We start from the raw sequence: 25,985 nt of genomic DNA on the forward strand, positions 1-25,985 counted from the left end.
CGAGGGGTCACGCGCATCGTCGGTGCGTGGCCCTATCGTGGGTGCCACAGCCATCGTGGATGTGGGGAGGACGACGCCATGATTCCCGAGCCGTTCGGGCAGTACGGATCGCCGACGCACGTCGTCGCCCACCTCAGCGACACGCACCTTCTCGCACACGACGCGCGGCTCTACGGTCGCGTCGACACGGATGCGACGGTCCTGGGCGCCGTCGATCGCCTGCGCGCCGTCGGCAGCGAGATCGATGCGCTCGTGATCACCGGAGACCTCACCGATCGTGGCGAGCAGAACGCCTATCGGCGACTGCGCGGGTTGGTCCAGCCCCTCGCCGACGAGCTCGGCGCCGAGCTGTTCTGGGTGATGGGCAACCACGACGCCCGACCCGCGTTCCGCTCCGCCCTCTGGGACGAGCCCGCCCCGTCCCGCACGCCCGTCGACTACGTGCGCGAGGTGCGCGGGCTGCGCGTCATCGTGCTCGACACGAGCGTGCCGGGCTATCACCACGGCGATCTCGACGACGCCCAGCTGCAGTGGCTCGCTGGCATCCTCAGCGAGCCGGCGCCACGCGGTTCGCTTCTCGCGCTGCACCACCCGCCGTTGCCCACCCCGCTCTCGGCGATGCAGATCCTCGAGCTCGAACGCCAGGACCGCCTGGCGGCCGTTGTCGCGGGCAGCGACATCCGGGCCATCCTCGGCGGACACCTGCACTACGCCTCGACGAGCATGTTCGAGGGCATCCCCGTTTCGGTCGCCGCCGCGACGTGCTACACCATGGATCTCGGCACGTCACCCGGCGTGCTCTCGGGCGTGGATGCCGGCCAGTCCATCAACCTCGTGCACGTCTACGAGGACCGCGTTGTGCACTCGGTGCTCCCGCTCGCGCCCGGACCCGTCGTGACGAGCTTCGGCGGCGACTTCATCGAGCGGATGTCGGCGCTCACGCCCGAGGGCCGGCGCGACGCCTTCTCGCGGCAGCCGGGCGCGGCTTCCGATGACTGACGCGGCGCGCGGCCTGCACGACGCCATCGACCGGTTCGCGGGCTACCTCGCGCTCGAGAGGGGATACTCGCCGCACACCATCCGCGCCTATCGGAGCGACCTGGTCGAACTCGCGGCCTTCGCGGCGGCGGCGGGCGCCTCCGAGGTGCGCGACCTCTCGCTCAACCTCCTGCGCGACTGGCTGTGGCGCTCGACGGAGCAGCAGGCTGCCCGTACGACGATCGCTCGTCATGCCGCCTCGGCGCGGGCCTTCACCGCGTGGCTCACGCGAACGAGCCAGCTGGAGGGCGACCCCGGCATCCGGCTGCGTTCGCCGAAGCCCGCTCAGACCCTTCCGCGGGTGATCACCCGATCCCAGATGGACGGCCTGCTCGAGGGCCTCGCTGCACGTGCAGAAGAGGGCGAGCCGGTCGGGTTGCGCGATCTGGCGGTCATCGAGCTGCTCTACGCCTCGGCGCTGCGCGTCTCGGAACTCGTCGGCCTCGACGTGGACGACATCGACTTCGACCGGCTCACCGTGAGGGTCACGGGCAAGGGGTCCAAGCAGCGTGTCGTGCCGTTCGGCGTGCCCGCAGCATCCGCCCTCAGCGACTACCTGCGACGCGGCCGGCCGGCACTGGCCACCCGGTCGGATGCGCCCGACGTCGCGGCGGCGTTCCTCGGCGCTCGTGGCCGGCGCGTCGGAGTCCGCACGGTGTACGCCCTCGTGGCAGGGCTGCTGGCCGATGTTCCCGGCACCGGTCCGTCGGGTCCGCACGCGCTGCGGCACACCGCGGCGACGCACCTGCTCGACGGCGGCGCCGACCTGCGCGCCGTGCAGGAGCTGCTCGGGCATGCCAGCCTCGGCACCACCCAGATCTACACGCACGTCTCCACCGAGCGGTTGCGCGAGAGCTACCGCCTGGCGCACCCCCGCGCCTGAGCGGGTCGACCCCTGCTCGAGCGGCCCCTGACCTCTTCAGCGCACCGGAAGCAGCACGGCCCGCTGGAGCGGTCCGATCAGCAGGCGGGGTGAGGCGTACTCCCCGTGCACGCGCACGCCCAGGTGCAGGCAGGTGCTGCCGCAGTGACCGCCCGAGTCCACCACGCCGACCTGCTGGCCCCGCGTGACGCGCTCACCCGCGGCGACGGATGCGGTGACCGGCTCGATGCTCGAGATGACGCCTCCGCCGTGGTCCAGCGACAGCAGCGGACGGTCGACGACCGTCCCCGCGAACGAGACGACGCCGTCGGCCACGGCGAACACCGGTGCGCCCGCCGTCGCCGCGAAGTCGACACCGCGGTGTCCCGCTGCGTAGCGGCTGGCGGGTGCCCGGAACTCCTGCACGATGCGCACCGGCGCTGACAGTGGCCAGCGCCCCACGAGGGCGGCCGGAGCGTGCCCGCCCTGCGGGGTCGCCGCCCACGCGCCGACGACGGCGGTCGGAGCGCCGCCTCCGGAGAGCAGCAGGACGAGGGCCGTGAGCGGGACGAAGCCGGTCGGACGCAGGCGGGGGAGAGGCCGATGAGCGCGCATGCCTCAAGGGTGCGGGCGCGGATGGCGCCGGCGTCGGGGATGAGCGGGGATGGGGACGCGCGCCGACGCCTTCCGGGCGGGGGAGGAGTCCTGCTCGGCGGGGCAGCCCGATGAGAACTGGTAGAGTGGGAGAAGCAGCGCCCTGTGCGCTGACTACGCGTGCCCATTCGGCTCTCACTTCCACTCGGTCCAGCCCCTCCAGGGGATTGGCGGACGTGCGCCGGGCACCAGGCGCGGCGGGTATCCGCTCGATCGCGACAACTGAGAACAAAGGAGAACGGCTCATGGCCGTCGTCACCATTCGCCAGCTGCTCGACAGCGGCGTGCACTTCGGGCACCAGACCCGTCGCTGGAACCCCAAGATGAAGCGGTTCATCTTCGCCGAGCGTTCCGGCATCTACATCATCGACCTGCAGAAGTCGCTCGCCTACATCGACCAGGCGTACGACTTCGTCAAGGAGACGGTCGCCCACGGCGGCACCATCCTCTTCGTCGGCACCAAGAAGCAGGCCCAGGAGGCCATCGCCGAGCAGGCGACGCGCGTGGGCCAGCCCTACGTCAACCAGCGCTGGCTCGGCGGCCTGCTCACCAACTTCCAGACGGTGAACAAGCGCCTCGCCCGCATGAAGGAGCTCGAGGAGCTCGACTTCGAGAACACCGCCAAGTCGGGGTTCACGAAGAAGGAACTGCTCATCAAGAAGCGCGAGCTCGACAAGCTGCACAAGTCGCTCGGCGGTATCCGCAACCTCACGCGCACCCCGTCGGCGCTGTGGGTCGTGGACACCAAGAAGGAGCACCTCGCGATCGACGAGGCGAAGAAGCTCGGCATCCCCGTCATCGGCATTCTCGACACCAACTGCGACCCCGACGAGGTGCAGTACCCCATCCCGGGTAACGACGACGCCATCCGTTCCGTCGCCCTGCTGACCCGCATCGTGGCCGACGCCGCCGCCGAGGGCCTCATCCAGCGCCACCAGAAGCCCGAAGAGGGTTCCGAGGCCGCTGAGCCCCTCGCCGAGTGGGAGGCCGAGCTGCTTCAGGCAGGAACGCCCGCGCAGTCCTCGCCCGAGAACGACAAGGTCGACGGCAAGAGCGCCGAGGCCGCTGAGGTCGCCGAGGTCGTCGAGGTTCTCGACGCAGCCCCCGCCGCCGAGGCCGACGCAGACGAGGCCGGCACCGCGTCGGAGTCCGACGCGACCCCCGCCGCCGCCGAGTAATCCGAGAGGAAAGACAGAACACACATGGCAAATTTCAGCCTTGCAGACGTCAAGACCCTGCGTGAGCGCCTCGGCACCGGCATGGTCGACACGAAGAACGCCCTCGTGGAAGCCGACGGCGACATCGAGAAGGCGGTCGAGATCCTCCGCCTGAAGGGTGCGAAGGGCAACGCCAAGCGCGCCGACCGCTCAACGTCGGAGGGCCTCGTGGCCGCCGTCGAGAACGGCAACGGCACGGCGACGCTCATCGAGCTGGCCTGCGAGACCGACTTCGTCGCCAAGGGCGACAAGTTCGTCGCGCTCGCCGACCGCGTGCTGGCCGCCGTGGCCGCCTCGGGTGCCTCGAGCGTCGAGGCGGCCCTCGCCGCCCCGGCCGACGGCAAGACCGTCGCAGAGATCATCGACGAGGAGGCGGCGATCCTCGGCGAGAAGGTCGAGCTGCGCCGCGTCGCGCTCGTCTCCGGCGAGAACTTCTCGATCTACCTGCACAAGACGTCGAAGGACCTGCCCCCGCAGGTCGGCGTCGTGCTCGGCTACACCGGAACGGATGCCGAGACGGCACGCTCCGTGGCCCAGCACATCTCGTTCGCGAACCCGGAGTACCTCGCCCGCGAGGACGTCCCGGCCGACGCGGTCGAGAAGGAGCGCGGCATCGTCGAGCAGATCTCCCGCGAGGAGGGCAAGCCGGAGGCCGCCCTGCCGAAGATCATCGAAGGTCGCCTGGGTGCCTACTTCAAGCAGGTCGCCCTGCTCGAGCAGGACTACGCCAAGGACAACAAGCTCTCGGTCGCGAAGGTCCTCTCCGACGCCGGCCTGACCGTGACGGGCTTCGCCCGCTTCAAGGTCGGAGCGTAGGTTCAACGAAAAGGGAGCCCGGATAGCCATCCGGGCTCCCTTTTCCATGCCCTAGTTTTAGATCAGCCAACGGAAGGACTCCCTCGCTCATGTCAGGTACGCATTCGCGCCGCCGGGTTCTGCTCAAACTCTCAGGAGAGGCCTTCGGCGCCGGCGCCCTCGGCGTCAACCCCGACGTGGTCAGCGCGCTCGCGCGCGAGATCGCCGAGGCGGCCGCCCAAGTGGAGATCGCCATCGTGGTCGGCGGAGGCAACTTCTTCCGCGGAGCGGAGCTGCAGCAGCGCGGCATGGACCGCGGGCGTGCCGACTACATGGGCATGCTCGGCACGGTGATGAACTCCCTCGCCCTGCAGGACTTCCTCGAGCAGACCGGGCTCGAGACCCGTGTGCAGTCCGCCATCTCGATGACGCAGGTCGCCGAGCCCTACATCCCGCGCAAGGCCGAGCGCCACCTCGAGAAGGGCCGGGTCGTCATCTTCGGCGCCGGAGCGGGCCTGCCCTACTTCTCGACCGACACCGTCGCCGCGCAGCGCGCCCTCGAGATCGATGCCGATGCCGTGCTCGTGGCCAAGAACGGGGTCGACGGCGTCTACGACTCCGACCCCCGCACCAACCCCGATGCCAAGAAGATCGACCGCATCACCTACCAGGAGGCGTTGCAGCGCGGCCTCAAGGTCGTGGACTCGACCGCGTTCAGCCTCTGCATGGACAACGGCATGCCGATGCAGGTCTTCGGCATGCAGCCGGCCGGCAACGTGACCGCTGCCCTGCTCGGCGGCGAACTCGGCACCATCGTCAGCAACTAAGCTCGTACCAAGCCACGTAAGAAGGAGTCGCCGTGATCCCGGATGTTCTGTCCGATGCCTCTGACCGCATGAGCAAGGCCGTCGAGGTGGCGAAGGACGACTTCGCATCGGTACGCACCGGTCGCGCCAACCCGCAGCTCTTCCAGAAGATCCTGGTGAGCTACTACGGCACCCCCACCCCGCTCGCGCAGCTCGCGTCGCTGGCCAACCCCGAGGCGCGCACCCTCATCGTCACTCCGTACGACAAGAGCGCGCTGAAGGACATCGAGCAGGCCATCCGCGAGACCCCGAACCTCGGGGCGAACCCGTCCAACGACGGCAACATCGTGCGGGTGACGCTGCCCGAGCTCACCGAGGAGCGGCGCAAGGAGTTCGTCAAGCTCGTGCGTGGCAAGGCCGAGGACGCGAAGGTCTCGGTGCGCAACATCCGCCGCAAGGCGAAGGACGAGCTCGACGCGCTGAAGTCCGAGGTCGGCGACGACGAGGTCTCCCGCGGTGAGAAGGAGCTCGAGCAGGTGACGAAGTCCCACGTCGATGCCATCGACGAGGCGCTGAAGCGCAAGGAAGCCGAACTGCTCGAGATCTGAGGCGTCGATGAGCCAACCCTCCGACGGCCCGCAGGGCGGCCCGTCCCGTAAACGTCGCAGCGACCTGCGCGCCCAGGTACAGGCCACCCGCGCCGACATCGAGCGCCAGTTCGAGGCGACCCGTGCCCAGATCGACGCGACCAACGAGCGCATCGAGGCGCGCACGGGCCGCAACCTGATCCTCGCCATCCTGATCGGCCTGGTTCTCGGCTTCGCGATGCTGTTCAGCCTCATCGTGGTGAAGGAGCTCTTCCTGGCCTTCGCCGCGGTGATCGTGTTCTTCACGAGCTACGAACTCGTGCAGGCCCTGCGCAAGTCGGGCCGGATGGTCCCGATCATTCCGGCCATCGCCGGCAGCCTCGCCATGATCGGCTTCACCTGGTTCTGGGCGGGAACGGGCCAGTGGCTCGGGATGCTGGGCGCCATCGTGCTCGTCATCGCCTGGCGCGTGATCGAGAGCCTCCTGCCCGGGCGGCACGTCAGCGCTGCCCAACTGGTGCGCGACATCGGCGCCTCGATGCTCGTGATCGTCTACCTCGGCCTGTTCACGAGCTTCGCCGCACTGCTCGTGCGCGCGGACGGTGGACAGTGGTGGGTGCTCGCATTCCTCATCCTCGTGATCGTCGCCGACACCGGGGCCTATGCCAGCGGACTGGCGTTCGGCCGGCATCCGATGGCGCCGCGCATCAGCCCCAAGAAGACCTGGGAGGGCTTCGCGGGCGCGGTCGTGGCATGCCTGCTCGGCGGCGTGCTGCTGGCCGTCTTCATGCTCCACCAGCCGTGGTGGTTCGGTCTCGTCTTCGGCCTGGCCATCCTGCTCTCCGCCACCGTCGGAGACCTCAGCGAGTCGCTGCTGAAACGCGATCTCGGCATCAAGGACATGAGCTCATGGCTGCCGGGACACGGCGGGTTCCTCGATCGGCTCGACTCGATCCTGCCCTCCGCGGTCATCGCGTACGCGTTGTTCCTCATCTTCTCCTGAGCGCACTGGCAGAATGATCGCGTGAGTTCTCCGTTCCCCCTCGCCCATCGTGGCAAGCCCGGCTACAACGTCGAGCAGGTCGACGCCTTCCTTCTCAAGGCCCGCGCCGCCTACGACTCCCAGCCCGGCGAAGGGGTGCTGAGCGCCGACGACATCCGTCGGACGGCGTTCTCGATGCAGAAGGGCGGCTACTCCACCCAGCACGTCGATGCGGCTCTCGAGCGGCTCGAGGACGCCTTCGCGACGCGCGAGCGGGAGCACGCGCTGCAGGCCCTCGGGAACGAGCAGTGGTACCGCGAGGCGCGGGCGACGGCGCAGGTCATCCTCAATCGGCTCGACCGCCCGAAGGGTCACCGTTTCGAGCGCACCTCGGTGCTCACCGTCGGTTACAGCACGGCCGACGTCGATCGGTTCGCGGCCAAGCTCACCCGCTACTTCCAGGACGGCTATCCGCTCTCGGTCGACGACGTGCGCACGATCGTGTTCCGGCCCCAGCGCGGCGGGTATCGCGAGGCGCAGGTGGATGTCGTGCTCGACAGCGTCGTCGACGTCATGCTCGCCGTTCGCTGATGCGGCGTTGCCGTCTGGCCGAACCACGGGGCATCCGTTAGCATCGAGGAATCGTGGGTAGGCATTCGAGTGATCCGGCGCCCCGCACCGCCGTCGTGGTGTCGGGGCCGCGATCTGTGATGCCCCAGCCGGTCGTCGTTCGCAGCGCACCGATTGTCCCTCCCAAACGCCCCGCACGGCGCAGCAGAGCGGTGCTGTTCGCGTTCGCGTTCGCCGCCTCCGCCGCCTTCGTGCTCGTGAACATCGTCGATCCGTACTCCGGTGCGACGGCGTCGCCCTACTTCAAGGTGGCCGGGCGTTTCAACGGCGAGGCCGTCCAGGCGCTGTCTGTCGGCACCGTGATCGACGCGCAGATCGTGCGCGAGGGATACGTCGTCACCGCGAAGCCGCCACCACCACCACCGCCTCCGCCCGCCGCGGAGCCGGCGTCGAGTTCGTCGAGCCAGCGCTCGGCCGCTCCCCGGGCAGGCACGCCCGATCCCGGCAGCGCCAAGGCGATCGGCCTCGAGATGGTGCACGCCCGGGGCTGGAGCGACGACGAGTACAGCTGCCTGGTCTCGCTGTGGGATCGCGAGTCGCACTGGAACGTGTACGCGTCCAACGGCAGTTCCGGTGCGTACGGCATTCCGCAGGCCCTTCCCGGATCCAAGATGGCCTCGGCAGGGGATGACTGGGAGACCAACCCCGCCACCCAGATCGCCTGGGGCCTCGGCTACATCTCCGGCCGCTACGGCAGTCCGTGCGGCGCCTGGGCGCACTCCGAGGACATGGGCTGGTACTGAGCCCGTCCTAGACTGGAGGCATGCCCCGCTCGAACCGGCCCTCACGCGGCCGCGGGCGTCCAGAGCCCGACGATGACCTCGGTCGGCTGCTCGCGGGGTTCAAGCGCACGGAGACCAAGCGCGACGGTGCCTGGAACGTGCAGCCGGTCAGCGCGGAGAAGGCGCTGAAGCCCTACGTCTGCCCGGGTTGCTCGCTCACCGTCGAGGTCGGCACCGCCCACGTCGTCGCCTGGCGAGCGGATGCCCTGCTCGGCGACGCGGCGGCCCTCGCCGACCGTCGGCACTGGCACACCCACTGCTGGCGCATCCACTGAGGATGGCCCGAGACGATGAGGACCGGATGAGCGCAGAGACCGCGGCCACGGAGCCGATCGAGATCCGTGGGGGCGTCCAGCTTCCCGCCCGGCGGGAGGAGATCGAGCTGCGCACGAGTGACGGGTTGAGACTCGTCGGCGAACTCGCCTCACCGCTGCAGGCTGCGCCGGTCGCCACGCTCGTCACACTGCATCCGCTGCCGACGCACGGCGGCTTCATGGACTCGCACATCCTGCGCAAGGCCGCCGGCCGGCTGCCGGCGCTGGCCGATCTCGCCGTGCTGCGCTTCAACACACGGGGTACGGCCTCTCCGCGCGGACGCAGCGATGGCGCCTTCGGCGACGGCGTCACCGAGAGCGAAGACGTCGCAGCCGCGATGGAGTTCGTCGCCGAGCGCGGGTTGCCCCATCCGTGGCTCCTCGGATGGTCGTTCGGCACCGAGCTCGCCATCAAGTACGGCCCCGAGCATCCGATCGAGGGTGCGATCCTGCTCTCGCCGCCGCTGCATCGGGCGAGCGCGCACGACCTGGCCGAATGGGCCGGGGACGGTCGTAGGCTGATCGCCCTCATTCCCGAATTCGACGACTACCTGCGTCCGCCCGAAGCCCGCGAGGCGTTCGCGGTCGTTCCCGACGCCGAACTCATCGCCGTGGACGGAGGCAAGCACCTCTGGGTGGGGGAGAGCCAGACCCTTCGCGTGCTCAACGAGATCGTGCGCGCCGTCAATCCCGGCGCCCTCCCGCTGCCGACGCAGTGGCCGCCGCCCGGAGGGCTCGAGGGCGCTCCGATCGCCTAGAGCTCGTTCTGGCGCGGGATGACGACCTGCTTGATGATCAGCAGGATCGACGCCGCCACCGGAATGGCGATCAGGGCTCCGAGCAGGCCGAGCAGCGACCCTCCCGCCAACGCGGCGATGACCACGACCGCGCCGGGCACCGACACCGCCCTGCTCATGATGCGCGGGGAGAGCACGTATGCCTCCACCTGCATGTAGATGGCGTAGTAGATCGCGGCAGCCAGAGCGGTGGGGATCGACCCGAGCCCTGGGATGAGGCAGACGAGCACGATGATGATCGATCCCGAGAGCGTGCCGACCAGCGGGATGATCGAGAAGAAGAACGCCAGGAACGCCAGCACCGCAGGGAACGGCGCCTGGATGATGGTCAGATAGATGAAGCTGAGCACGCCGTTGATGAGGCCGAGGCTGGCCTGCCCCATCACGAATCGGCCGACGGATGCGGTGATCTGCTCGGTGAGGTCGGCGAACCGCTCGCGCTTGGACGCCGGCACGAGCTGATAGGTCGCGCGCTTCATCGTGCCGAGCGACGCGGCGAAGTACAGCATGAGGATGAGCACGATGATGACGGCGAACACGCCGGATCCGATCGCGAGGCCGACGCTCAGCACGCCGCCCGCGAGGGCGCCGATCTTCGTCGGGTCGTTGACGAAGTCGTTGACGGCGGTCTCGACGTTCTGGGCGATCTCGTCGATCTTCAATGCCGGGAACTGCTGCTGCAGCTGTTTGACGAGGTCACCGCTCGTGATCGCGTCGACGATGCGCGGAATCTGGTCGATGAGCTTCGAGGTCTCGCTCACGATGATGGGCACGACGAGCAGCACGAGACCGGCGATCAAGGCGAGCAGCACGACGAGCACGATGAGGATCGCGGCCCACCGCGGAATGCGCTTGCGCTCCAGCCAGCTGATGATCGGGTCCAGCCCGAGGGCGAGGAAGAGCGCCGCTCCGATGTAGGTCAGGATGGTGGAGAGCTGCGTGATCGAGACGAGGATCAGGAAACCCAGGCCGACTCCGAGCGTTCCGATCAGTCCGAGGCGAAAGGCGTTGTGGATCTTCATCGGTGCAGCTCCATCCGAGGGTGTCGACTCAGACTACCGGCCGTTGCGTGCCTCACTGGGAGCGCTCACTCGGTGTCGGCGACGACCTGTTCCGCCTGGGTGAGAACCCCGCGCAGGCTTTCGAAGTAGCCGGCGATGGCGTCGCGTTCGATCCGGATCTGCGAGAGGCGATCCTCGGCGTCGGCGACGAGCAGGCGGGTGCGCTCATCGGCCTCGTCGATGCGAGCCTTGGCGTCGTCCTCGGCGCGGGCGAGAAGGGCGGAAGCCTCCTCCTCGGCCTTCTCGCGCAGCGCCTTGGCATCGGCCTTGGCGCCCGTGTCGAGGCGGTCGGCCTCGGCGCGGGAATCGTTGGTGCGCGCGATCGCCGCGGCGAGCTGCGCGTTGGCATCGTCGAGGTACTTCTGGGTCTGGGCGACGGCCTCCTGGTGACGGGAGAGGTGGTCCTGCTCCGCCTCGTCGCGCCGCGCCTTCAGCTCGACGTCGAGGTCGATGCGGGCCTGCTCGATCTCACGGCGCAGGCGTGCCAGGTCGTGATCGGTCTTCTTGCGCATGGCGCCGAGCTGGTTCTCGAGGTCGATGCGCGCCTGCTCGGCGTCGGCTTCGAAGTCGGCCTTGGCCTGTTCGTGCTCGAGCGTGAAGTCGGCACGGGACTGCTCGATGTCGGCGTCGTGGCGTGCGTGGGCCCGGGCGAGTTCGTGCTCGAGCTTCTGCTTGGCCGTCTCGGAGAGGCGGCCCAGGTCGGTCGCGGACTGCTCGCGCTCGAGTGCCAGCTCGGCACGGGCGGCATCGATCTCGCGGTCCAGGTCGGTGCGGCGCTGCTCGAGCTCGTGCTCGAGCGCCACGCGCGCCTCGGCCGTCTCGGCCTCGATGTGCTGTCGCGCCTCCGCGGTCTCACGCGCGAGGTCGAGGCGCGCCTGCTCGGTCTCGGCAGCGAGGTCCAGGCGCACCTGCTCGCTCTCGCGCGCGAGGTCCGCGCGGGCCTGGTCGAGCTCGAGCGCCACCTCGGCGCGGGTCTGCTCCGTCTCGCGCGAGAGGTTGGCCGCGGCATCCCTGGCCTCCGACGCCTCGCGCTCGGCGACGACACGCACCTCGGCGGCCTCACGTTCGGCCTCGGCGCGGATCGCAGCGGTCTCGCGCTTGGCCGTCGCACGCAGCTCGGCTGCCTCGGTGGCAACGGCGCCGCGGATGGCGGCAGCGTCGCGCGTGGCGTCCTGGGTGAGCATCTCGGCGGCGTCGCCCGCACGGGTGAGGATCTCGTCGGCCTCGATGCGGGCGGACTCCAGCAGGCGCCCGGCCTTCGCCCGGGCCTCGCCGAGGGTGCGCTCGGCGTGCTCGCCGGCGTCGCGGCGCATCTTCTCGACGTCTGAGCTCGCCGACGTGCGCAGCTTCTCGGCATCGATGTCGGCCTGGGCGATCAGCCGCGTGGACTGCTCCTCGGCGACGCGCAGGGTGTTCTCGAGCTTGGTGCCGAGTCCCGTGAACGTCGGGCTTCCGACCTCCTCGAGTTCAGCGGTCAGTTCATCGATGCGATTGTTCAGGCGCTTGACCTGGGCGGCGGCCTCGTTCGAGCGGTCGTTCGCGCTGATGACCTCGCGTCGCAGGGTCTGCAGGGCCTTCTCGACCTCGTCGCGGTCGTACCCGCGGAAGACCTGCGTGAACTCTGTCTCTTCGCCTGCCACATCTGCTCCTTCGTCGGACGCGGAACTGCACGCGCCGAGACCCGATACTAGTGGGCGGAGCGGGATGGCCTTGAACCGCGAACACGGGCCATTCAGCGTCCATGGAGGCCGCGCCCAGCGTGATCGGATAGCCTGATGTGTCTGTGTCTGCCGCCGGGGGCCCGATGTCCGAGCCCCGAGTGCAGGCCCGATGGCCCGCCCGGACCCGTCCGAGACGTGGGACCTCGCGGCCTCGGCGGCCCTGGAGGAGAGATTTCGTGCGATTCGTTCTAGCCATCGCGGCATTCGTCGTCGCGGCAGCGATGATCGCGCTGGGCATCGCCCAGCGCACCGTGCTGCTCGAGGCCTCGAGCGTGAGCATGTCGGCACGCGTGACCGACGAGGCCCCGTACGCCGTCATCGATTCGGCAACGCTGCGCAGTCATCCCGGTGCCCAGACCGTCACCGTGAGCGGCGCCCCGACGACCTTCCTCGCCCTCGGCCGCACCGCCGACGTGGCCGCCTGGATCGGTGACGAGACCTCATCGACCATCGGCTACGACGCCAAGAAGCGCACGCTCGTCGTGAGCACGGATGCCGCGACCACGGCTCCCACGAGTACGCCGACGGCGACGCCGACTCCCGCCACGCCCGCAACGCCCGCACCGACCGCCGACGCGGCGCCTGCGAGCGCCAACCCCGAGGGCAGCGACCTGTGGCTCGATGAGTACACCGGTAAGAAGAGCCTGACCGCCCAGGTGAACGTTCCGGACGGGTACGCGCTGCTCGTGGCCTCCGATGGCACCAAGCCGGCGCCGACGAGCGTGCGCATCACCTGGCCGCTCGACAACTCCACCCCGTGGGCCGGCCCGCTCATCCTCGGCGGCATCATCCTCCTCGTGGTCGGCCTGATCAGCTACATCTGGGCGATCCTGCACCTGCGGCGCTCCCGTCGCCCGCGCCGCAACATGCCGAAGGGTCCTCGCCGGCCGCGGCTGCCCCGCGCGCCGCGTCCGAAGACCATCAAGGAGGTCACGGCGAGCCCCGACAAGCGTGCGCTCGGACGGGCTCCGCGCCTCGCGGTCCTGCCCGTCGCCCTCATCGGCGCGCTCGCTCTCTCGGGATGCTCTGCCGACTTCTGGCCGGGGGCGGCGCCGTCCACTGCTCCCGCGGCTTCGGCATCCGCCAGCCCGACGACCACTGCCGACCCGACGGGTGAGGCGCTGAAGCCCCCCGCCGTCACGGTTCCGCAGCTCGAGCGCATCGTGCGCAAGATCGCGGTGGTCGCGGCCGACTCCGACGCGAAGCTCGACCTCGACACGCTGAAGACCCGGTTCGCCGGGCCCGCCCTCGAGCTGCGCGAGGCCAACTACAAGGTGCGCTCGACGCTCGCGGAGTACCCGGCGCCCGATGCCATCCCGGCCGCGCCCGTCGAGCTCACCGTTCCGCAGCAGACGGATTCCTGGCCGCGCGTGGTCATGACGGTCATCCAGAACAAGGACGACCCGACCACGAAGCCGACCGCCCTCGTGCTCTCCCAGGCCGGCCCTCGCGAGAACTACGTCGTGCGCTATGCGGTCGCCCTCGCCGCCGACGCGACCGTGCCGGGGATGGCGCCGGCCAGCATCGGCTCGCCGATCGTCGCACCCGACTCCGAGTTCCTGCTGCTGCCCCCGAACCAGGTGGCGACGGCGTACGCCGACGTCATGATGAACGGCGACAAGAGCCAGTACTACCCGCTCTTCGACACCGAGCACGACGCGTTCCTTCCCCAGGTCGGCGTCGCCTACAAGGACAAGCGGCGCGCGGAACTGCCCGCGACCGCGTCGATCGAGTTCACCAACGCGCCCGGCAAGGGACGCACGATCTCGCTGGCGACCAACGACAACGGTGCCCTCGTCACGGCGAACATCAACGAGACCGAGACGGTGCGCCCCACCGACGGCGGGACGGTGTCGCCGCAGAACGCGGCCAAGGCATACTCGGGGGTGGAGAATTCGACGAAGGGCGTCACCCAGACCTTCGGAGACCAGCTCCTGTTCTACGTTCCGCCCACCGGCTCGACCGAGAAGATCACCCTTCTCGGTTTCGCCCAGGGCCTGACCTCAGCTGCGGAGGCGCCGTGAGTGACCTGCCCCCGTCGACGGCGCACCTGCGCGGAGCCGTCGACCTGTCCGGACTCGTGAACCGTCCCCAGGCGCCGGCCGGCGCAGCTCCCGGTGCTCCGGGTGCCGCCCCGGCGGCACCCGGTGCCCCGGTGCAGGTGCCGAGCCTGACGCTCGCGGCGACGGATGCGACCTTCGGCGACGTGCTCGAGCTCTCGATGCAGGTGCCGGTGATCGTCGACCTCGGCGCATCGTGGGCCGAGCAGTCTCGCGAGTTCACCGCCCTGCTGCAGCGGGTCATCCGCGAACTCGGCGGCCGGCTCGTGCTCACGAGCGTTGAGGCGGAGGCCAACCCCCAGCTGGCTCAGGCCTTCCGGGCGCAGTCCGTTCCGACCGTCGCCGCGCTCGTCGGCGGCCAGCCGGTTCCCCTCTTCGCCGGCATCCTCCCCGAGGACCAGCTGCGCGGGGTGCTCGAACAGGTGCTCGCCCTTGCGGCGCAGAACGGTGTGGCGGGCGTGGCCGTTGCCGCCGACGGCGGGTCAGCCGAGCCGGCCGATGAGCCCGCTCCCACGCCGCTGCCCCCGCACCACGCCGAGGCGTACGCCGCGATCGAGACAGGCGACTACCAAGCGGCGATCGGGCACTACAAGACGGCGCTCGCCCAGAACCCCGGCGACCACGACGCCGTCGCCGGACTCGCACAGGCCAGCCTGCTGGCCCGTCTGCAGGGCAAGACGCTCGACGCGATCCGCTCCGCTGCCGCCGCAGCACCGAACGACCTCGACGCCGTGCTCGACGTGGCCGACCTCGACCTCTCGGGCGGCCACATCGACGACGCGTTCGACCGCCTGCTCACCCTCTTCCCGCGTCTGGATGCGCCGGGCAAGAACCGGGTGCGCGAGCGCCTGCTCGAGCTCTTCGAGGTCGTCGGCATCGACGATCCGCGCGTGAGCGCGGCGCGCCGCCGCCTCACCTCGCTCCTCTACTGAGCTCTCGAGCCTCAGCGGCGCAGCTTCAGCCAGAGCGCTCCGAGCGGCGGCAGGGTGAGCACGGCCGAGGCAGGCTGCCCGGCCCACGGCACCTCGAGCGCCTCCACGCCACCGAGGTTGCCGACGCCGGAACCGCCGAACTCGGCGGCATCCGTGTTGAGCACCTCGTCCCATCGACCGGCCGCGGGCAGCCCGACGCGGTACTCGGAGTGCGGACTGCCGGCGAAGTTGGTGATGCACGCGAAGGTCTCGCCCGTGCTGCTGAGCCGCAGGAACGAGACGACGTTCGCCGCTGCCGCGCCGCCCTCGATCCACCGGAAGCCGGCGGAGTCGCTGTCGAGTTCGTAGAGAGCGGGATTGGCGCGGTAGAGCCGGTTCAGCTGCGAGACGAGGTCGAACAGGCCGCGGTGGCTCGGTTGATCGAGGATCCACCAGTCCAGGCCCCGCTCCTCGCTCCACTCCGAGGGCTGGCCGAACTCCTGCCCCATGAAGAGCAGCTGCTTGCCCGGATGCGACCACATGAACGCGAGGTAGGCCCGCACGTTCGCGAGCTTCTGCCAGTGATCGCCGGGCATCTTGCCGAAGAGCGATCCCTTGCCGTGCACGACCTCGTCGTGGCTGATCGGCAGCATGAAGTTCTCGCTGAAGGCGTACACGAACGAGAAGGTGATCTCGTTGTGGTGGTACGAGCGGTACATCGGGTCTTCGGAGATGTACTGCAGCGAGTCGTGCATCCACCCCATGTTCCACTTGAAGCCGAACCCGAGCCCGCCGCCCGAGGTGGGCGCGGTCACTCCGGGCCAGCTCGTGGACTCCTCGGCGATCATGACGATGCCGGGGTTGCGCTTGTAGGCGGTCGCGGTGGCCTCCTGCAGGAACGAGATCGCCTCGAGGTTCTCCCGACCGCCATGGACGTTGGGCTCCCACTCGCCGTCTTTGCGGGAGTAGTCCAGGTAGAGCATCGAGGCGACCGCATCCACGCGCAGGCCGTCGACGTGGAACTCCTCGAGCCAGAACAGCGCGTTGGCCACGAGGAAGTTGCGCACCTGACGCTGCCCGAAGTCGAAGACGAGCGTGCCCCAGTCCTTCTGCTCGCCGCGGCGCGGATCGGGATGCTCGTACAGCGCCTGCCCGTCGAACTTCGCGAGCGCCCACTCGTCCTTGGGGAAGTGCCCGGGCACCCAGTCCATGATCACGCCGATGCCGGCCTGGTGCAGGCGGTCGATGAGGTAGCGCAGGCCGTCCGGGTGCCCGAATCGGCTGCTCGCGGCGTAGTAGCCCGTCACCTGGTAGCCCCACGAGCCGCCGAACGGATGCTCGGCGAGGGGCAGGAACTCCACGTGCGTGAAGCCGAGCTCCTGCACGTACTCGATGAGCTGGTCGGCGGCGTCGACGTAGCTCAGGCCGGGGCGCCACGAGCCGAAGTGCAGCTCGTAGACGCTCATGGGCTTCGTGTGCGGCTGCGTGGCCGCCCGCTCGGCGAGCCAGGCGCCGTCGCCCCACTGGTAGTCGGACTGGCCGACGACGGATGCGGTCGCGGGCGGGACCTCGGTGAAACGGGCCATCGGGTCGGCGCGCCGCACCCATTCGCCCGACTGGGCGAGCAGCTCGAACTTGTAGAGCGCGCCCGGTGCCACCTCGGGGATGAAGAGCTCCCACACGCCGCTGCCCCCCATGCTGCGCATGGAGTGCTGGGTTCCGTCCCAGCCGTTGAAGTCCCCGATGACGCGCACGGCGCGGGCATGCGGCGCCCACACCGTGAAGGCGGTGCCGCGCGTTGCACCGGTCACGCCCCAGTGCTCGCGGTAGTGGGCGCCGAGGGCATCCCAGAGGCGCTCATGGCGCCCCTCGCCGATGAGGTGCAGGTCGATCTCGCCGATACTCGGCGCGAAGCGGTACGGGTCATCGGCCAGCCACTCGGAGCCGTCGGGGTAGCGCGCCTCGATGCGGTAGTCCTGCGGCCCGGTGATGCTGAAACCCTGCCAGACGCCATGGCCGAGGTGGGCGAGCTCGACGCGGGCGTCATTGGGCAGAACGGCCCGCACCTCGGAAGCCAGGGGGCGCAGCGTCCGGATGACCGTCACGGGGTCGGAGATGCCGGGAGCGGCCACGACGTGCTGGCCGAGGACGGAATGCGGGTTGAAGTAACTGCCGGCACCCACCGCCGCCACAACGTCGTCCGCCAGTTCCGGCAGTCGGATGGCGCTGGATCCGTCTTCGCGGCTCATGCCGGTGTTCCCTTCGTCTCGGGGGCGCCCTCTCGGCGCTGCACGTGCAGGATGTGCACGGGGTGGGTGAAGGCGTCCAGGCGCACGTAGTTGTGCTCGCCCCACGTCCACACGTCGTCGGTGACGAGGTCGCGCACCTCGAACGGCTCGCCGTCGGCGATTCCGATCGCCGCCAGGTCGAGGTGGACGGTCGTCTCGCGCACCGAATGCGGATCGACGTTGGCGATCACGATGACCGTGTCGGCCACGCCGTCGGCGGTGAAGGCGCCGTCCAGGTGCTTGGAGTAGGCCAGTACCGCGGGGTCCTCGCTGGAGTGCAGACGGATGTTCCGCAGCTGCCGCAGGGCCGGGTGCTGTGCGCGGATGCGGTTCAGGATGCCGAGGTAGAGGGCCAGCGACGCCCCTCCCGCCTCCGCCGCGGCGAAGTCGCGCGGCCGGTACTCGTACTTCTCGTTGTCGATGGATTCCTCGGCGCCCGGCCGGGCGACCGATTCGAACAGCTCGTATCCGGCGTAGACACCCCAGAGGGGTGCGGCCGTCGCCGCGATCGCCGCCCGGATGGTGAAGGCGGCCGGACCGCCGAACTGCAGGTACTCGGTGAGGATGTCGGGCGTGTTCACGAACAGGTTCGGCCGCATGAAGTCGGCCGTCTCGGTCGAGATCGAGGCGAGGAACTCCTCGAGCTCCTCCTTCGTGTTGCGCCAGGTGAAGTAGCTGTAGGACTGCTGGAAGCCGACCTTCGCCAGGCCCTGCATGAGCGCGGGGCGGGTGAACGCCTCGGCGAGGAAGACCACGTCGGGGTGCTCGGCGTTCACCGTCGCGATGAAGGACTCCCAGAAGTCCAGCGGCTTGGTGTGCGGGTTGTCGACCCGGAAGATGCGGATGCCCTGGGCGATCCAATGGCGGATGACGCGCAACGCCTCGGCTCGGATGCCCTCGGGGTCGTTGTCGAAGTTGATCGGATAGATGTCCTGGTACTTCTTGGGCGGGTTCTCCGCATACGCGATCGAGCCGTCGGGCAGCGTCGTGAACCACTCGGGGTGCTCCCGCACCCACGGGTGGTCGGGGGAGGCCTGCAGGGCGAAGTCGAGTGCCACCTCGAGGCCGACCGAGGCGGCCGCGCGCACGAAGGCGCGGAAGTCGGCGAGCGTGCCGAGGTCGGGGTGGATGGCGTCGTGGCCGCCCTCGGCGGCTCCGATGGCCCAGGGCGACCCAGGGTCGCCCGGACCGGCGCCGAGCGTGTTGTTCGGACCCTTGCGGCCCGTGCGCCCGATCGGGTGGATGGGCGGGAGGTAGAGCACGTCGAAGCCCATGGCGGCGACTCCGGGAAGTCGCTTGGCGGCGGTGCGGAAGGTTCCGCTCTTCCAGGTTCCGTCGCGCAGCTGCCGAGCCCCCTCCGAGCGGGGGAAGAACTCGTACCAGGATCCGACGCCGGCGCGTGCGCGCTCGACGCGGATGACCCGCTCCGGCGAGTGCGACTCGAGGGCGGCGACCGGATGCCGCCGCAACAGGGTCCGCACGGCGGGATCGTGCGCGGCGGCGAGGCGGCCCTCGGGAGCGGCAGTCGCCTCCGCGAGCGCCGCGCGGGCCGCCGAGAGCGTTTCCCGGTCGGAGGCGGAACGGCTCTCATCGCCGAGCGCCGTCGCGAGCACCTCGTCGCCGATGAGGAACATCAGCTCGACGTCGATGCCGGCGGGCACCTTGATCTCGGCGTTGTGCAGCCAGGTCTCGTAGTCGTCCGAGAATCCCCGCACCCGCCAGCGGTACTCGCCGATCTCGTCGAGGCGAACCGAGGCCTCCCAGCGATCCGTTCCGGGAGCGAGGGGATGCATGCGATGAACGGATGTCGCCCCGCTCGGGGCCCTCAACAGCAGTTGCACGCCGATGAGGTCGTGCCCCTCGCGGAAGGCGGTGGCGCGGAAGGGCACCACCTCGCCGGCGAAGGCCTTCGCGGGCCAGAGGTCGTCGGGCAGCTGGGGGGACAGGTCGAAGACGGGTATGCGGCCGGCTCGTGGCGTCGTCGGAGTCACCCTCCGACCGTAGCGCCATCCGGCCGGCTCGGCCGAGCGGTTGCGTTTACACGCCGGTCATGCTTGGACCCTAGGGTGGTGAGGGTGAAGGCCATCCGCAAGTTCACCGTCCGTGCCGTGCTTCCCGAGCGACTGAGCGCCCTCGAGCCGCTCGCGGGAAATCTCCGCTGGTCGTGGCACGAGCCCACGCGCCGATTGTTCGAGCAGATCGATCCCGCCACCTGGGCGCGGGTCGGGCACGACCCCATCGCGCTTCTCGGCGAGGTGGCCAGGGAGCGGCTCGACCAGCTCGCCGCGGACGACGGCTACGTGGACTGGGCGAACCGGCTGCGCGAGGACCTCGAGGCGTACCTGCGCGAACCGCGCTGGTACCAGGGACTCGAGGGGGAGAAGCCCGGTTCGATCGCGTACTTCTCTCCGGAGTTCGGCATCGCCGCAGCCCTGCCCCAGTACTCCGGCGGCCTCGGGATCCTCGCGGGCGATCACCTCAAGGCGGCATCCGACCTCGGCATCCCGCTCGTGGCCGTCGGCCTGTTCTACAAGGCGGGCTACTTCAGCCAGTCCATCTCCGCCGATGGCTGGCAGTTGGAGAGCTACCCGGCACTCGACCCCGACGGACTGCCGCTCGCGGTGCTGCGGCGGCCCGATCGCTCGCCCGTGCACGTCGTGCTCTCGCTGCCCGATGACCGCGAGCTGCACGCCCGCATCTGGCAGGCGGCGGTCGGCCGGGTACGACTGCTCCTGCTCGACACCGACGTTCCCGAGAACAGCGACGAACTGCGCCAGGTGACCGACCGGCTCTACGGAGGCGGGGGAGAGCACCGGCTGCTGCAGGAGCTGCTGCTCGGCATCGGCGGTGTGCGCGCGGTCGAGGAGTGGGCGGAATTAGCCCACGCTTCCGCCCCCGAGGTCTTCCACACGAACGAGGGTCACGCGGGCTTCCTCGGCGTTGAGCGCATCGCGCGCCTGATCGGCGAGGGCCTCAGCTTCGCGGAGGCGCTCGAGGTCGTGCGCGGCGGAACCGTGTTCACCACGCACACCCCCGTGCCTGCCGGCATCGACCGGTTCGATGCCGCCCTCGTGGCGCGGTATTTCAGCGGCGCGCTGCTTCCGGGCGTCGACGCGCGCGACGTGCTCGCACTCGGTGCCGAGACCTACCCCGGCGGATCGGCCGGCGTGTTCAACATGGCCGTCATGGGCCTGCGCCTCGCGCAGCGCGCCAATGGCGTCTCCAAGCTGCACGGCCGGGTGAGCCGCACCATGTTCGCCGGCCTGTGGCCGGGCTTCGACGCCGACGACGTGCCGATCGGATCGATCACGAACGGCGTGCACGCTCCCACCTGGACCGACGCGCGCCTGCAGGAGCTCTCCGAGCGTTCCTTCGGCACCACGGACACCACTCGGGTGGACTGGCGATCGGATGCCGTGAGCGACCTCGACCTCTGGCGGGTGCGTGCGGGCATGCGCGCCGGTCTCGTCGAAGATGCGCGCGCCCGGCTCACCCGCGCCTGGCTCGCGCAGAACCCCGGCGGCAGCGTGCCCGGCTGGATCTCCTCCGTGCTCGACCCCGACGTGCTCACCATCGGCTTCGCCCGGCGGGTGCCCACCTACAAGCGCCTCACCCTCATGCTCCACGACCCCGACCGACTGCGGAAGCTCCTGCTGCACGCCGAGCGTCCGATCCAGATCGTCGTGGCCGGCAAGTCGCATCCCGCCGACGATGAGGGCAAGCGCCTCATCCAGCAGCTCGTGCAGTTCGCGTCGGAGCCCGACATCCGCGGCCGGCTCGTCTTCCTTCCCGACTACGACATCGCGATGGCCCAGACGCTCTACCCGGGCACGGATGTCTGGCTCAACAACCCGCTTCGACCGCTCGAGGCCTGTGGAACGTCGGGCATGAAGGCCGCGCTGAACGGGGTGCTCAACCTCTCGATCCTCGACGGCTGGTGGGACGAGTACTACGACGGCGAGAACGGCTGGGCCATCCCCTCCGCGCCGACGACGGATGCCGCCGAGCGCGACCGCCGCGAGGCCGAGTCGCTCTACGACCTCATCGAGCACGAGATCGCGCCGCGGTTCTACGACCGCAACCACGACGACGTGCCCGAGCGCTGGCTGCATTCCATCCGGCACACCCTGAGCACCCTCTCGCCCGAGCTGTCGGCGGAGCGGATGGTGCGCCAGTACGTCGAGGCGCTCTATCGCCCGGCCGCCGGCGCGGAGGCGGCCCTCAGTCACGACCACTACGACGGCGGGCGCGAGCTCGCCGCCTGGAAGGCGCGCGTCGTGCACGGCTGGTCCGGCGTCTCGGTCGGCCACGTCGAGTCGGGCGGGATGCCGGGCGTGCCGCAGGTCGGCGACGAACTGCAACTGCGCGCGCACGTGCAGCTCGGCGAGCTCACTCCCGGCGACGTGCGGGTCGAGGCCGTCTACGGTCGCAGCGGCGACGACGACGCGCTGAGCGAGGTCGCGGTGCTGCAACTGCAGCCGGCCGGCGACGCCGAGCAGGGCAAGCCGACCCTGTTCGTCGGTACCCTGCCGCTCTCCCGAGCCGGTTCGTGGGGATATACGGTGCGCGTGCTGCCCAGCAATCCGCTGCTCGCCTCTCCGGCCGACCTGGGCCTCATCGCCGTCGCTAACTGAGCCGGCGCCCCGTCAGCCCGGCGAGCCGACCGCGGCTACGGCCGGCGGGCGATGGCGGCGTAGCGGCCGCCCGTCACGGCCAGCAGGTCGTCGGGGGCGAGCTCGATGTCGAGCCCCCGACGGCCTCCGGAGACGAGCACGGTCTCGAAGAGGATCGCGCTCTCGTCGAGGAAGGTGGGCAGGGCACTCCTCTGGCCGACGGGGCTGATACCCCCGACGACGTAGCCGGTCTTGCGCTCGGCGAGATGCGGGTCGGCCATGGCCGCCTTGCCGCCGCCCGCAGCGGCGGCGAGCGCCTTCAGGTCGAGGCTGCCGGTCACGGGAACGATGGCGACGGTGAGGGTGCCGGCGACATCGGCCACGAGGGTCTTGAACACCTGCTCCGCATCCCGCCCGAGTTTCTGAGCGGCCTCGAGCCCGAAGTTCGAGGTGCGCGGATCGTGTTCGTAGGCGTGAGCGGTGAACGCGATTCCGGCACGGGCGAGGGCGAGCGTCGCCGGCGTGCCCGGGGCATCCACGTGCCGCGCCATCAGTCGTGCGCCCGGAAGAGCTGCATCGACGTGGCGGCGACGGCGAGTTCCTGCCCGGGCACGTATTCACTGTCGCGCGCGCCCAGGTCGTCGTGGGCGGAATCCCAGAGCAGCGTGTAGCCGCCGACGCCGGCGTGCTCGGGAAGAGTGACCGTCGTGTCCTCCTCGAGGGCGTGGATGACGAGCAGGATGCGGTTGAACTCCTCGAACTCGGGCGTGGAGGCGGCGAGGTACTGCAGCGTGCGCTCGTCGGGGCTGCGCCAGTCGTCCTCCGACATCGAGAGGCCCTCGTCGTTGTACCAGTCCATCTGCGACGCGCTTGGAACCTTCTCGCCGAACCGGCCGAAGCGCACCGGGCGAAGAGCGGGGTTCTCGCGGCGCAGGGCGATCAGCCGAGCCGTCACCGCCCGCAGCTCCTCCTGCCACGGCACGCGGTTCCACGAGAGCCAGGTGAGCTCGCTGTCGTGGCAGTAGGCGTTGTTGTTGCCGCGCTGGGTGCGGCCGTACTCGTCGCCGGCCGTGATCATCGGCACGCCCGCAGAGAGCAGCAGCGTACCGAGCAGGTTGCGCATGGCTCGCCGGCGGGTGCGCAGGATCCCGGGGTCGTTCGTCGGGCCCTCGACGCCGTGGTTGAACGAGTAGTTGTTGTCGGAGCCGTCGCGGTTCTCCTCGCCGTTGCCCTCGTTGTGCTTGCGGTTGTAGGTGGTCAGGTCGGCGAGCGTGAAGCCGTCGTGCGCGGTGATGAAGTTCAGCGAGGCGAGCGGTCCGCGCTCGAGCGAGAAGGTGCCCGACGAGCCGGCCAGGCGGGTGGCGAACCGCCCGATGCCGCTTCCCGCCTCACCGGATTCGCGTGCACGGGCGATGTCGACGAGCCAGAAGTCGCGCATCCGGTCGCGGTAGCGGTCGTTCCACTCGATCCAGCCGGGGGCGAAGGCTCCCGTCTTCCAGCCGTCGGGGCCGAGGTCCCACGGCTCGGCGATGATCTTCAGGGGCGAGAGCAGCGCATCCTCGAGGATGCCGCGCAGCAGCGGGTGCTCGGGGTCGAAGGCGATGTCGCGGCCGCGGCCGAGGGTGACCGCGAGATCGAAGCGGAACCCATCCACTCCCATCTCGCCGGCCCAGTAACGCAGTGAGTCCAGTACCAGCGCGACGGGAACGTCGCCACCGAAGTCGAGGGTGTTGCCGCATCCCGTGGTGTCGACGTAGGCGCCGTGCGCGTCGTGGCGATAGTAACCGGGGTTGTCGAGGCCGCGCAGGCTCGTCGTGGGACCGTTCGTTCCCTCCTCCGAGGTGTGGTTGTAGACCACGTCGAGGATGACCTCGATGCCCGCCCCGTGCAGCGCGCGCACCATGTCCTTGAACTCGCGGGCGACGGCGCTCGCACCGGCCGCCTGCGCGGCGTCCGTGGCGTACGGGGCGTGCGGCGCGAAGAACCCGAGCGTGTTGTAGCCCCAGTAGTTCTCGAGGCCCTGCCGGATGAGCCGCTGCTCCGAGGTGAAGGCGTGCACGGGCAGCAACTCGACCGCCGTGATGCCGAGGTGCTTCAGTTCGCGGAGAGATGCCTCGTGCCCGAGCCCCGCGTAGGTTCCGCGCAGCGCCTCGGGCACATCCGGGTTCAGCTTGGAGAAGCCGCGCACGTGCATCTCGTAGAACACCGAGTGGTCGAGGGGGGTGCGCGGGCGCTCGACCCCTTCCCAGTCGTAGGCATCGTCGATGACGACGGAGCGGAAGCCGGTACCGACACGGGCGATGCCGCGGCCGTACGGGTCCAGCAGCAGGCGCGCCTCGTTGAAGGCGTTCGGTGGCGCGATCGGGCCGGTCGCCCGCAGGGCGTAGAGCCGCCCGGGAACGAGGCTGCGCGTACGGGCCAGCCACACGCCGTCGTGGCCGCGCTGCATGGGGACGCTCTTGTAGATCCAGTCGGGATCCGAGTGATCGAACAGGCACAGCGTGAGCGCCTGCGCCGACTCCGACCACACCCGCAGCTCGCCGCCGGCGGCCGTCTGGCGCACGCCCAGGACGGCGTCGGTCCGGGCGGCGGTCATGCGATCTACAGTAATGACAATGGCGATCTACCTTGACCACGCTGCGACGACCCCCATGACGCCGGCCGCCCTCGCGGCCTACGTCGAAGCCGTCGGCGTGGTCGGCAACCCCGCCTCCATCCACAGCCAGGGCCAGAACGCCCGCCGCATGCTCGAAGAAGCCCGCGAGATCATCGCAGCGGGCGTCGGCTGCGATCCGATCGAGGTCGTCTTCACCGGGAACGGCACCGAGGCGATCAACCTCGCGATCAAGGGCCTGTTCTGGGCTCGTCCCGGTGACCGCATCCTCGTTCCCGGTGGCGAGCACCACGCCACCATCGACACGGTGGAATGGCTCGCGGCCCACGAGGGCGCCCGCGTGCAGTGGCTGCCGCTGGATGAGGTGGGACGCGTGCGGCTGGACGCCGTTGAGGCCGCTCTCGCCGAGGATGCGGCATCCGTCGCCCTCATCACGATGCTCTGGGCCAACAATGAGGTCGGCACGATCCAACCGGTCGCCGAAGTCGCCGCGCTCGCCGCACGCTACGGCGTTCCCCTCCACCTGGACGCCGTGGCGGCCTACGGCCACGTGCCGATCGACTTCGCGCAGTTGCGGCGCGACTCCGGGTCCTCGGGCCAGGGCGGTCTTCTCGCCCTCAGCATCTCGGCCCACAAGGTCGGCGGCCCCGTCGGCATCGGCGCGCTCGTGCTCAGCCGCTCGGCGCGCGTGGAGGCGCTCATCCACGGCGGGGGGCAGCAGCGGCAGGTGCGCTCGGGAACACAGGACGTCGCAGCGGCGGTCTCGTTCGCCGCGGCAGCGCGGGTCGCCGACGCACGCCTTTCTCAGGAGGCCGAGCGCATCGCCGCGCTGCGCGACCGCCTCGTCGACGGCCTGCGCGCCGCCGTTCCCGACGCCCAGGTCAACGGTGATCCGGATGCCGGGGGCCGCCTCCCCGGAACCGCCCACTTCGCCTTTCCCGGGGCCCAGGGGGACTCCCTTCTGTTCCTGCTCGACGCGGCAGGCGTCTCCGTCTCCACGGGATCGGCCTGCCAGGCCGGCATCCCGGAGCCCTCGCACGTCTTGCTCGCGATGGGACGCGACGAGGTCGCGGCGCGCTCGGCACTGCGCGTGACCCTCGGCGCCACGAGCACCGAGGCCGACGTCGACGCCTTCCTCGCGGCGCTGCCGGGCGCCTACCGGCAGGCGCTGAACGCCGGGCTCTCCTCGCGCGCCACGTCGTTCGATCGTTGATCGTGGGCGCCACGGGACTCTCAGGGGGCGTTCGTAGACT

At 70.0% G+C, this 25,985-nt stretch carries 22 protein-coding genes; 15 read left to right on the forward strand and 7 right to left on the reverse strand.

Annotation, left to right across the window (positions count from 1 at the left end; translation table 11 throughout):
- The first annotated feature begins 78 nt into the window (after positions 1-78).
- Together WDJ51_RS05760 and WDJ51_RS05765 are read left to right on the forward strand one after the other, a co-directional pair.
- Positions 79-999 carry a phosphodiesterase gene (locus tag WDJ51_RS05760; protein ID WP_337851480.1) on the forward strand — a complete coding sequence of 307 codons (921 nt, stop codon included), beginning with the start codon at positions 79-81 and terminating at the stop codon, positions 997-999.
- Complete coding sequence (locus WDJ51_RS05765) at positions 992-1,921, forward strand: tyrosine recombinase XerC (protein WP_337851481.1); 930 nt, start codon at positions 992-994, stop codon at positions 1,919-1,921. The genes WDJ51_RS05760 and WDJ51_RS05765 overlap by 8 nt, the downstream gene beginning before the upstream one ends.
- 36 nt (positions 1,922-1,957) lie before the next feature.
- Here WDJ51_RS05765 and WDJ51_RS05770 read toward each other — a convergent pair whose 3' ends face one another.
- On the reverse strand, positions 1,958-2,515 hold the full coding sequence (locus WDJ51_RS05770) for a M23 family metallopeptidase (protein ID WP_337851482.1): 558 nt from the start codon (positions 2,513-2,515) through the stop codon (positions 1,958-1,960).
- 284 nt (positions 2,516-2,799) lie between these two features.
- Here WDJ51_RS05770 and rpsB point away from each other — a divergent pair, with 284 nt between their 5' ends.
- The 9 genes from rpsB (at position 2,800) to WDJ51_RS05815 (ending at position 9,425) form a co-directional block, all read left to right on the forward strand.
- Positions 2,800-3,732 carry a 30S ribosomal protein S2 gene (gene rpsB, locus WDJ51_RS05775; RefSeq protein WP_337851483.1) on the forward strand — a complete coding sequence of 311 codons (933 nt, stop codon included), beginning with the start codon at positions 2,800-2,802 and terminating at the stop codon, positions 3,730-3,732.
- Between the two features lie 24 nt (positions 3,733-3,756).
- Positions 3,757-4,587 (forward strand): translation elongation factor Ts, encoded by an 831-nt coding sequence (gene tsf, locus WDJ51_RS05780; protein ID WP_337851484.1) that lies wholly within the window; start codon positions 3,757-3,759, stop codon positions 4,585-4,587.
- Between the two features lie 89 nt (positions 4,588-4,676).
- Positions 4,677-5,393 carry a UMP kinase gene (gene pyrH / locus WDJ51_RS05785; RefSeq protein WP_337851485.1) on the forward strand — a complete coding sequence of 239 codons (717 nt, stop codon included), beginning with the start codon at positions 4,677-4,679 and terminating at the stop codon, positions 5,391-5,393.
- Between the two features lie 32 nt (positions 5,394-5,425).
- Positions 5,426-5,980, forward strand: coding sequence for a ribosome recycling factor (gene frr / locus WDJ51_RS05790; RefSeq protein ID WP_337851486.1), 555 nt, complete (start codon positions 5,426-5,428; stop codon positions 5,978-5,980).
- A 7-nt stretch (positions 5,981-5,987) separates the two neighbouring features.
- Positions 5,988-6,962 (forward strand): phosphatidate cytidylyltransferase, encoded by a 975-nt coding sequence (locus WDJ51_RS05795; RefSeq protein ID WP_337851487.1) that lies wholly within the window; start codon positions 5,988-5,990, stop codon positions 6,960-6,962.
- Positions 6,963-6,983: 21 nt separating this feature from the next.
- Complete coding sequence (locus WDJ51_RS05800; RefSeq protein ID WP_337851488.1) at positions 6,984-7,532, forward strand: DivIVA domain-containing protein; 549 nt, start codon at positions 6,984-6,986, stop codon at positions 7,530-7,532.
- Positions 7,533-7,723: 191 nt separating this feature from the next.
- Entirely contained in the window at positions 7,724-8,314 is a 591-nt protein-coding gene (locus WDJ51_RS05805; RefSeq protein ID WP_337851489.1) for a lytic transglycosylase domain-containing protein, read from the forward strand.
- A gap of 20 nt (positions 8,315-8,334) precedes the next feature.
- The gene (locus tag WDJ51_RS05810; protein ID WP_337851490.1) at positions 8,335-8,628 is read left to right on the forward strand and encodes a hypothetical protein; all 294 of its coding nucleotides are present in this window, start codon (positions 8,335-8,337) and stop codon (positions 8,626-8,628) included.
- A 26-nt stretch (positions 8,629-8,654) separates the two neighbouring features.
- On the forward strand, positions 8,655-9,425 hold the full coding sequence (locus WDJ51_RS05815) for an alpha/beta hydrolase (protein ID WP_337851491.1): 771 nt from the start codon (positions 8,655-8,657) through the stop codon (positions 9,423-9,425).
- Here the strand turns inward: WDJ51_RS05815 and WDJ51_RS05820 are convergent.
- Positions 9,422-10,486, reverse strand: a complete 1,065-nt coding sequence (locus WDJ51_RS05820; RefSeq protein WP_337851492.1) for an AI-2E family transporter — start codon at positions 10,484-10,486, stop codon at positions 9,422-9,424. The genes WDJ51_RS05815 and WDJ51_RS05820 overlap by 4 nt on opposite strands.
- A gap of 65 nt (positions 10,487-10,551) precedes the next feature.
- Entirely contained in the window at positions 10,552-12,165 is a 1,614-nt protein-coding gene (locus WDJ51_RS05825) for a DivIVA domain-containing protein (RefSeq protein ID WP_337851493.1), read from the reverse strand.
- 257 nt (positions 12,166-12,422) lie between these two features.
- On the opposite strand from WDJ51_RS05825, the gene WDJ51_RS05830 reads away from it, so the two are divergent.
- Both WDJ51_RS05830 and WDJ51_RS05835 read left to right on the forward strand, forming a co-directional pair.
- The gene (locus tag WDJ51_RS05830) at positions 12,423-14,270 is read left to right on the forward strand and encodes a hypothetical protein (RefSeq protein WP_337851494.1); all 1,848 of its coding nucleotides are present in this window, start codon (positions 12,423-12,425) and stop codon (positions 14,268-14,270) included.
- On the forward strand, positions 14,267-15,238 hold the full coding sequence (locus WDJ51_RS05835) for a tetratricopeptide repeat protein (protein ID WP_337851495.1): 972 nt from the start codon (positions 14,267-14,269) through the stop codon (positions 15,236-15,238). Before WDJ51_RS05830 ends, WDJ51_RS05835 begins: the two co-directional genes overlap by 4 nt.
- Before the next feature lie 11 nt (positions 15,239-15,249).
- Here WDJ51_RS05835 and glgB read toward each other — a convergent pair whose 3' ends face one another.
- Complete coding sequence (gene glgB / locus WDJ51_RS05840; protein ID WP_337851496.1) at positions 15,250-17,466, reverse strand: 1,4-alpha-glucan branching protein GlgB; 2,217 nt, start codon at positions 17,464-17,466, stop codon at positions 15,250-15,252.
- Complete coding sequence (locus WDJ51_RS05845; RefSeq protein WP_337851497.1) at positions 17,463-19,496, reverse strand: maltotransferase domain-containing protein; 2,034 nt, start codon at positions 19,494-19,496, stop codon at positions 17,463-17,465. The genes glgB and WDJ51_RS05845 overlap by 4 nt, the downstream gene beginning before the upstream one ends.
- A gap of 84 nt (positions 19,497-19,580) precedes the next feature.
- On the opposite strand from WDJ51_RS05845, the gene glgP reads away from it, so the two are divergent.
- A complete protein-coding gene (gene glgP / locus WDJ51_RS05850; protein WP_337851498.1) occupies positions 19,581-22,139 on the forward strand; it encodes an alpha-glucan family phosphorylase in 2,559 nt (852 codons plus the stop codon).
- 35 nt (positions 22,140-22,174) lie between these two features.
- On the opposite strand, the gene ybaK is transcribed toward glgP, so the two are convergent.
- Together ybaK and glgX are read right to left on the reverse strand one after the other, a co-directional pair.
- Positions 22,175-22,669, reverse strand: a complete 495-nt coding sequence (ybaK, locus tag WDJ51_RS05855; RefSeq protein ID WP_337851499.1) for a Cys-tRNA(Pro) deacylase — start codon at positions 22,667-22,669, stop codon at positions 22,175-22,177.
- On the reverse strand, positions 22,669-24,714 hold the full coding sequence (gene glgX / locus WDJ51_RS05860) for a glycogen debranching protein GlgX (RefSeq protein ID WP_337851500.1): 2,046 nt from the start codon (positions 24,712-24,714) through the stop codon (positions 22,669-22,671). Before glgX ends, ybaK begins: the two co-directional genes overlap by 1 nt.
- 19 nt (positions 24,715-24,733) lie before the next feature.
- Between glgX and WDJ51_RS05865 the strand changes: the two genes are divergently transcribed.
- Positions 24,734-25,945: a cysteine desulfurase family protein gene (locus tag WDJ51_RS05865; RefSeq protein WP_337851501.1), complete on the forward strand. Its 1,212-nt coding sequence runs from the start codon at positions 24,734-24,736 to the stop codon at positions 25,943-25,945.
- Positions 25,946-25,985: the final 40 nt, after the last annotated feature.

This window comes from Rathayibacter sp. YIM 133350 (assembly GCF_037404875.1).
Classification (GTDB): Bacteria; Actinomycetota; Actinomycetes; order Actinomycetales; family Microbacteriaceae; genus Orlajensenia.

Bases quoted from the DNA above. Each gene is read 5' to 3' on its own strand.
- WDJ51_RS05760 (WP_337851480.1), top strand. From the start codon at position 79: ATGATTCCCGAGCCGTTCGGGCAGTACGGATCGCCGACGCACGTCGTC.
- WDJ51_RS05765 (WP_337851481.1), top strand. From the start codon at position 992: ATGACTGACGCGGCGCGCGGCCTGCACGACGCCATCGACCGGTTCGCG.
- WDJ51_RS05770 (WP_337851482.1), bottom strand. From the start codon at position 2,515: ATGCGCGCTCATCGGCCTCTCCCCCGCCTGCGTCCGACCGGCTTCGTC.
- rpsB (WP_337851483.1), top strand. From the start codon at position 2,800: ATGGCCGTCGTCACCATTCGCCAGCTGCTCGACAGCGGCGTGCACTTC.
- tsf (WP_337851484.1), top strand. From the start codon at position 3,757: ATGGCAAATTTCAGCCTTGCAGACGTCAAGACCCTGCGTGAGCGCCTC.
- pyrH (WP_337851485.1), top strand. From the start codon at position 4,677: ATGTCAGGTACGCATTCGCGCCGCCGGGTTCTGCTCAAACTCTCAGGA.
- WDJ51_RS05795 (WP_337851487.1), top strand. From the start codon at position 5,988: ATGAGCCAACCCTCCGACGGCCCGCAGGGCGGCCCGTCCCGTAAACGT.
- WDJ51_RS05810 (WP_337851490.1), top strand. From the start codon at position 8,335: ATGCCCCGCTCGAACCGGCCCTCACGCGGCCGCGGGCGTCCAGAGCCC.
- WDJ51_RS05815 (WP_337851491.1), top strand. From the start codon at position 8,655: ATGAGCGCAGAGACCGCGGCCACGGAGCCGATCGAGATCCGTGGGGGC.
- WDJ51_RS05820 (WP_337851492.1), bottom strand. From the start codon at position 10,486: ATGAAGATCCACAACGCCTTTCGCCTCGGACTGATCGGAACGCTCGGA.
- glgB (WP_337851496.1), bottom strand. From the start codon at position 17,466: ATGAGCCGCGAAGACGGATCCAGCGCCATCCGACTGCCGGAACTGGCG.
- ybaK (WP_337851499.1), bottom strand. From the start codon at position 22,669: ATGGCGCGGCACGTGGATGCCCCGGGCACGCCGGCGACGCTCGCCCTC.
- glgX (WP_337851500.1), bottom strand. From the start codon at position 24,714: ATGACCGCCGCCCGGACCGACGCCGTCCTGGGCGTGCGCCAGACGGCC.
- WDJ51_RS05865 (WP_337851501.1), top strand. From the start codon at position 24,734: ATGGCGATCTACCTTGACCACGCTGCGACGACCCCCATGACGCCGGCC.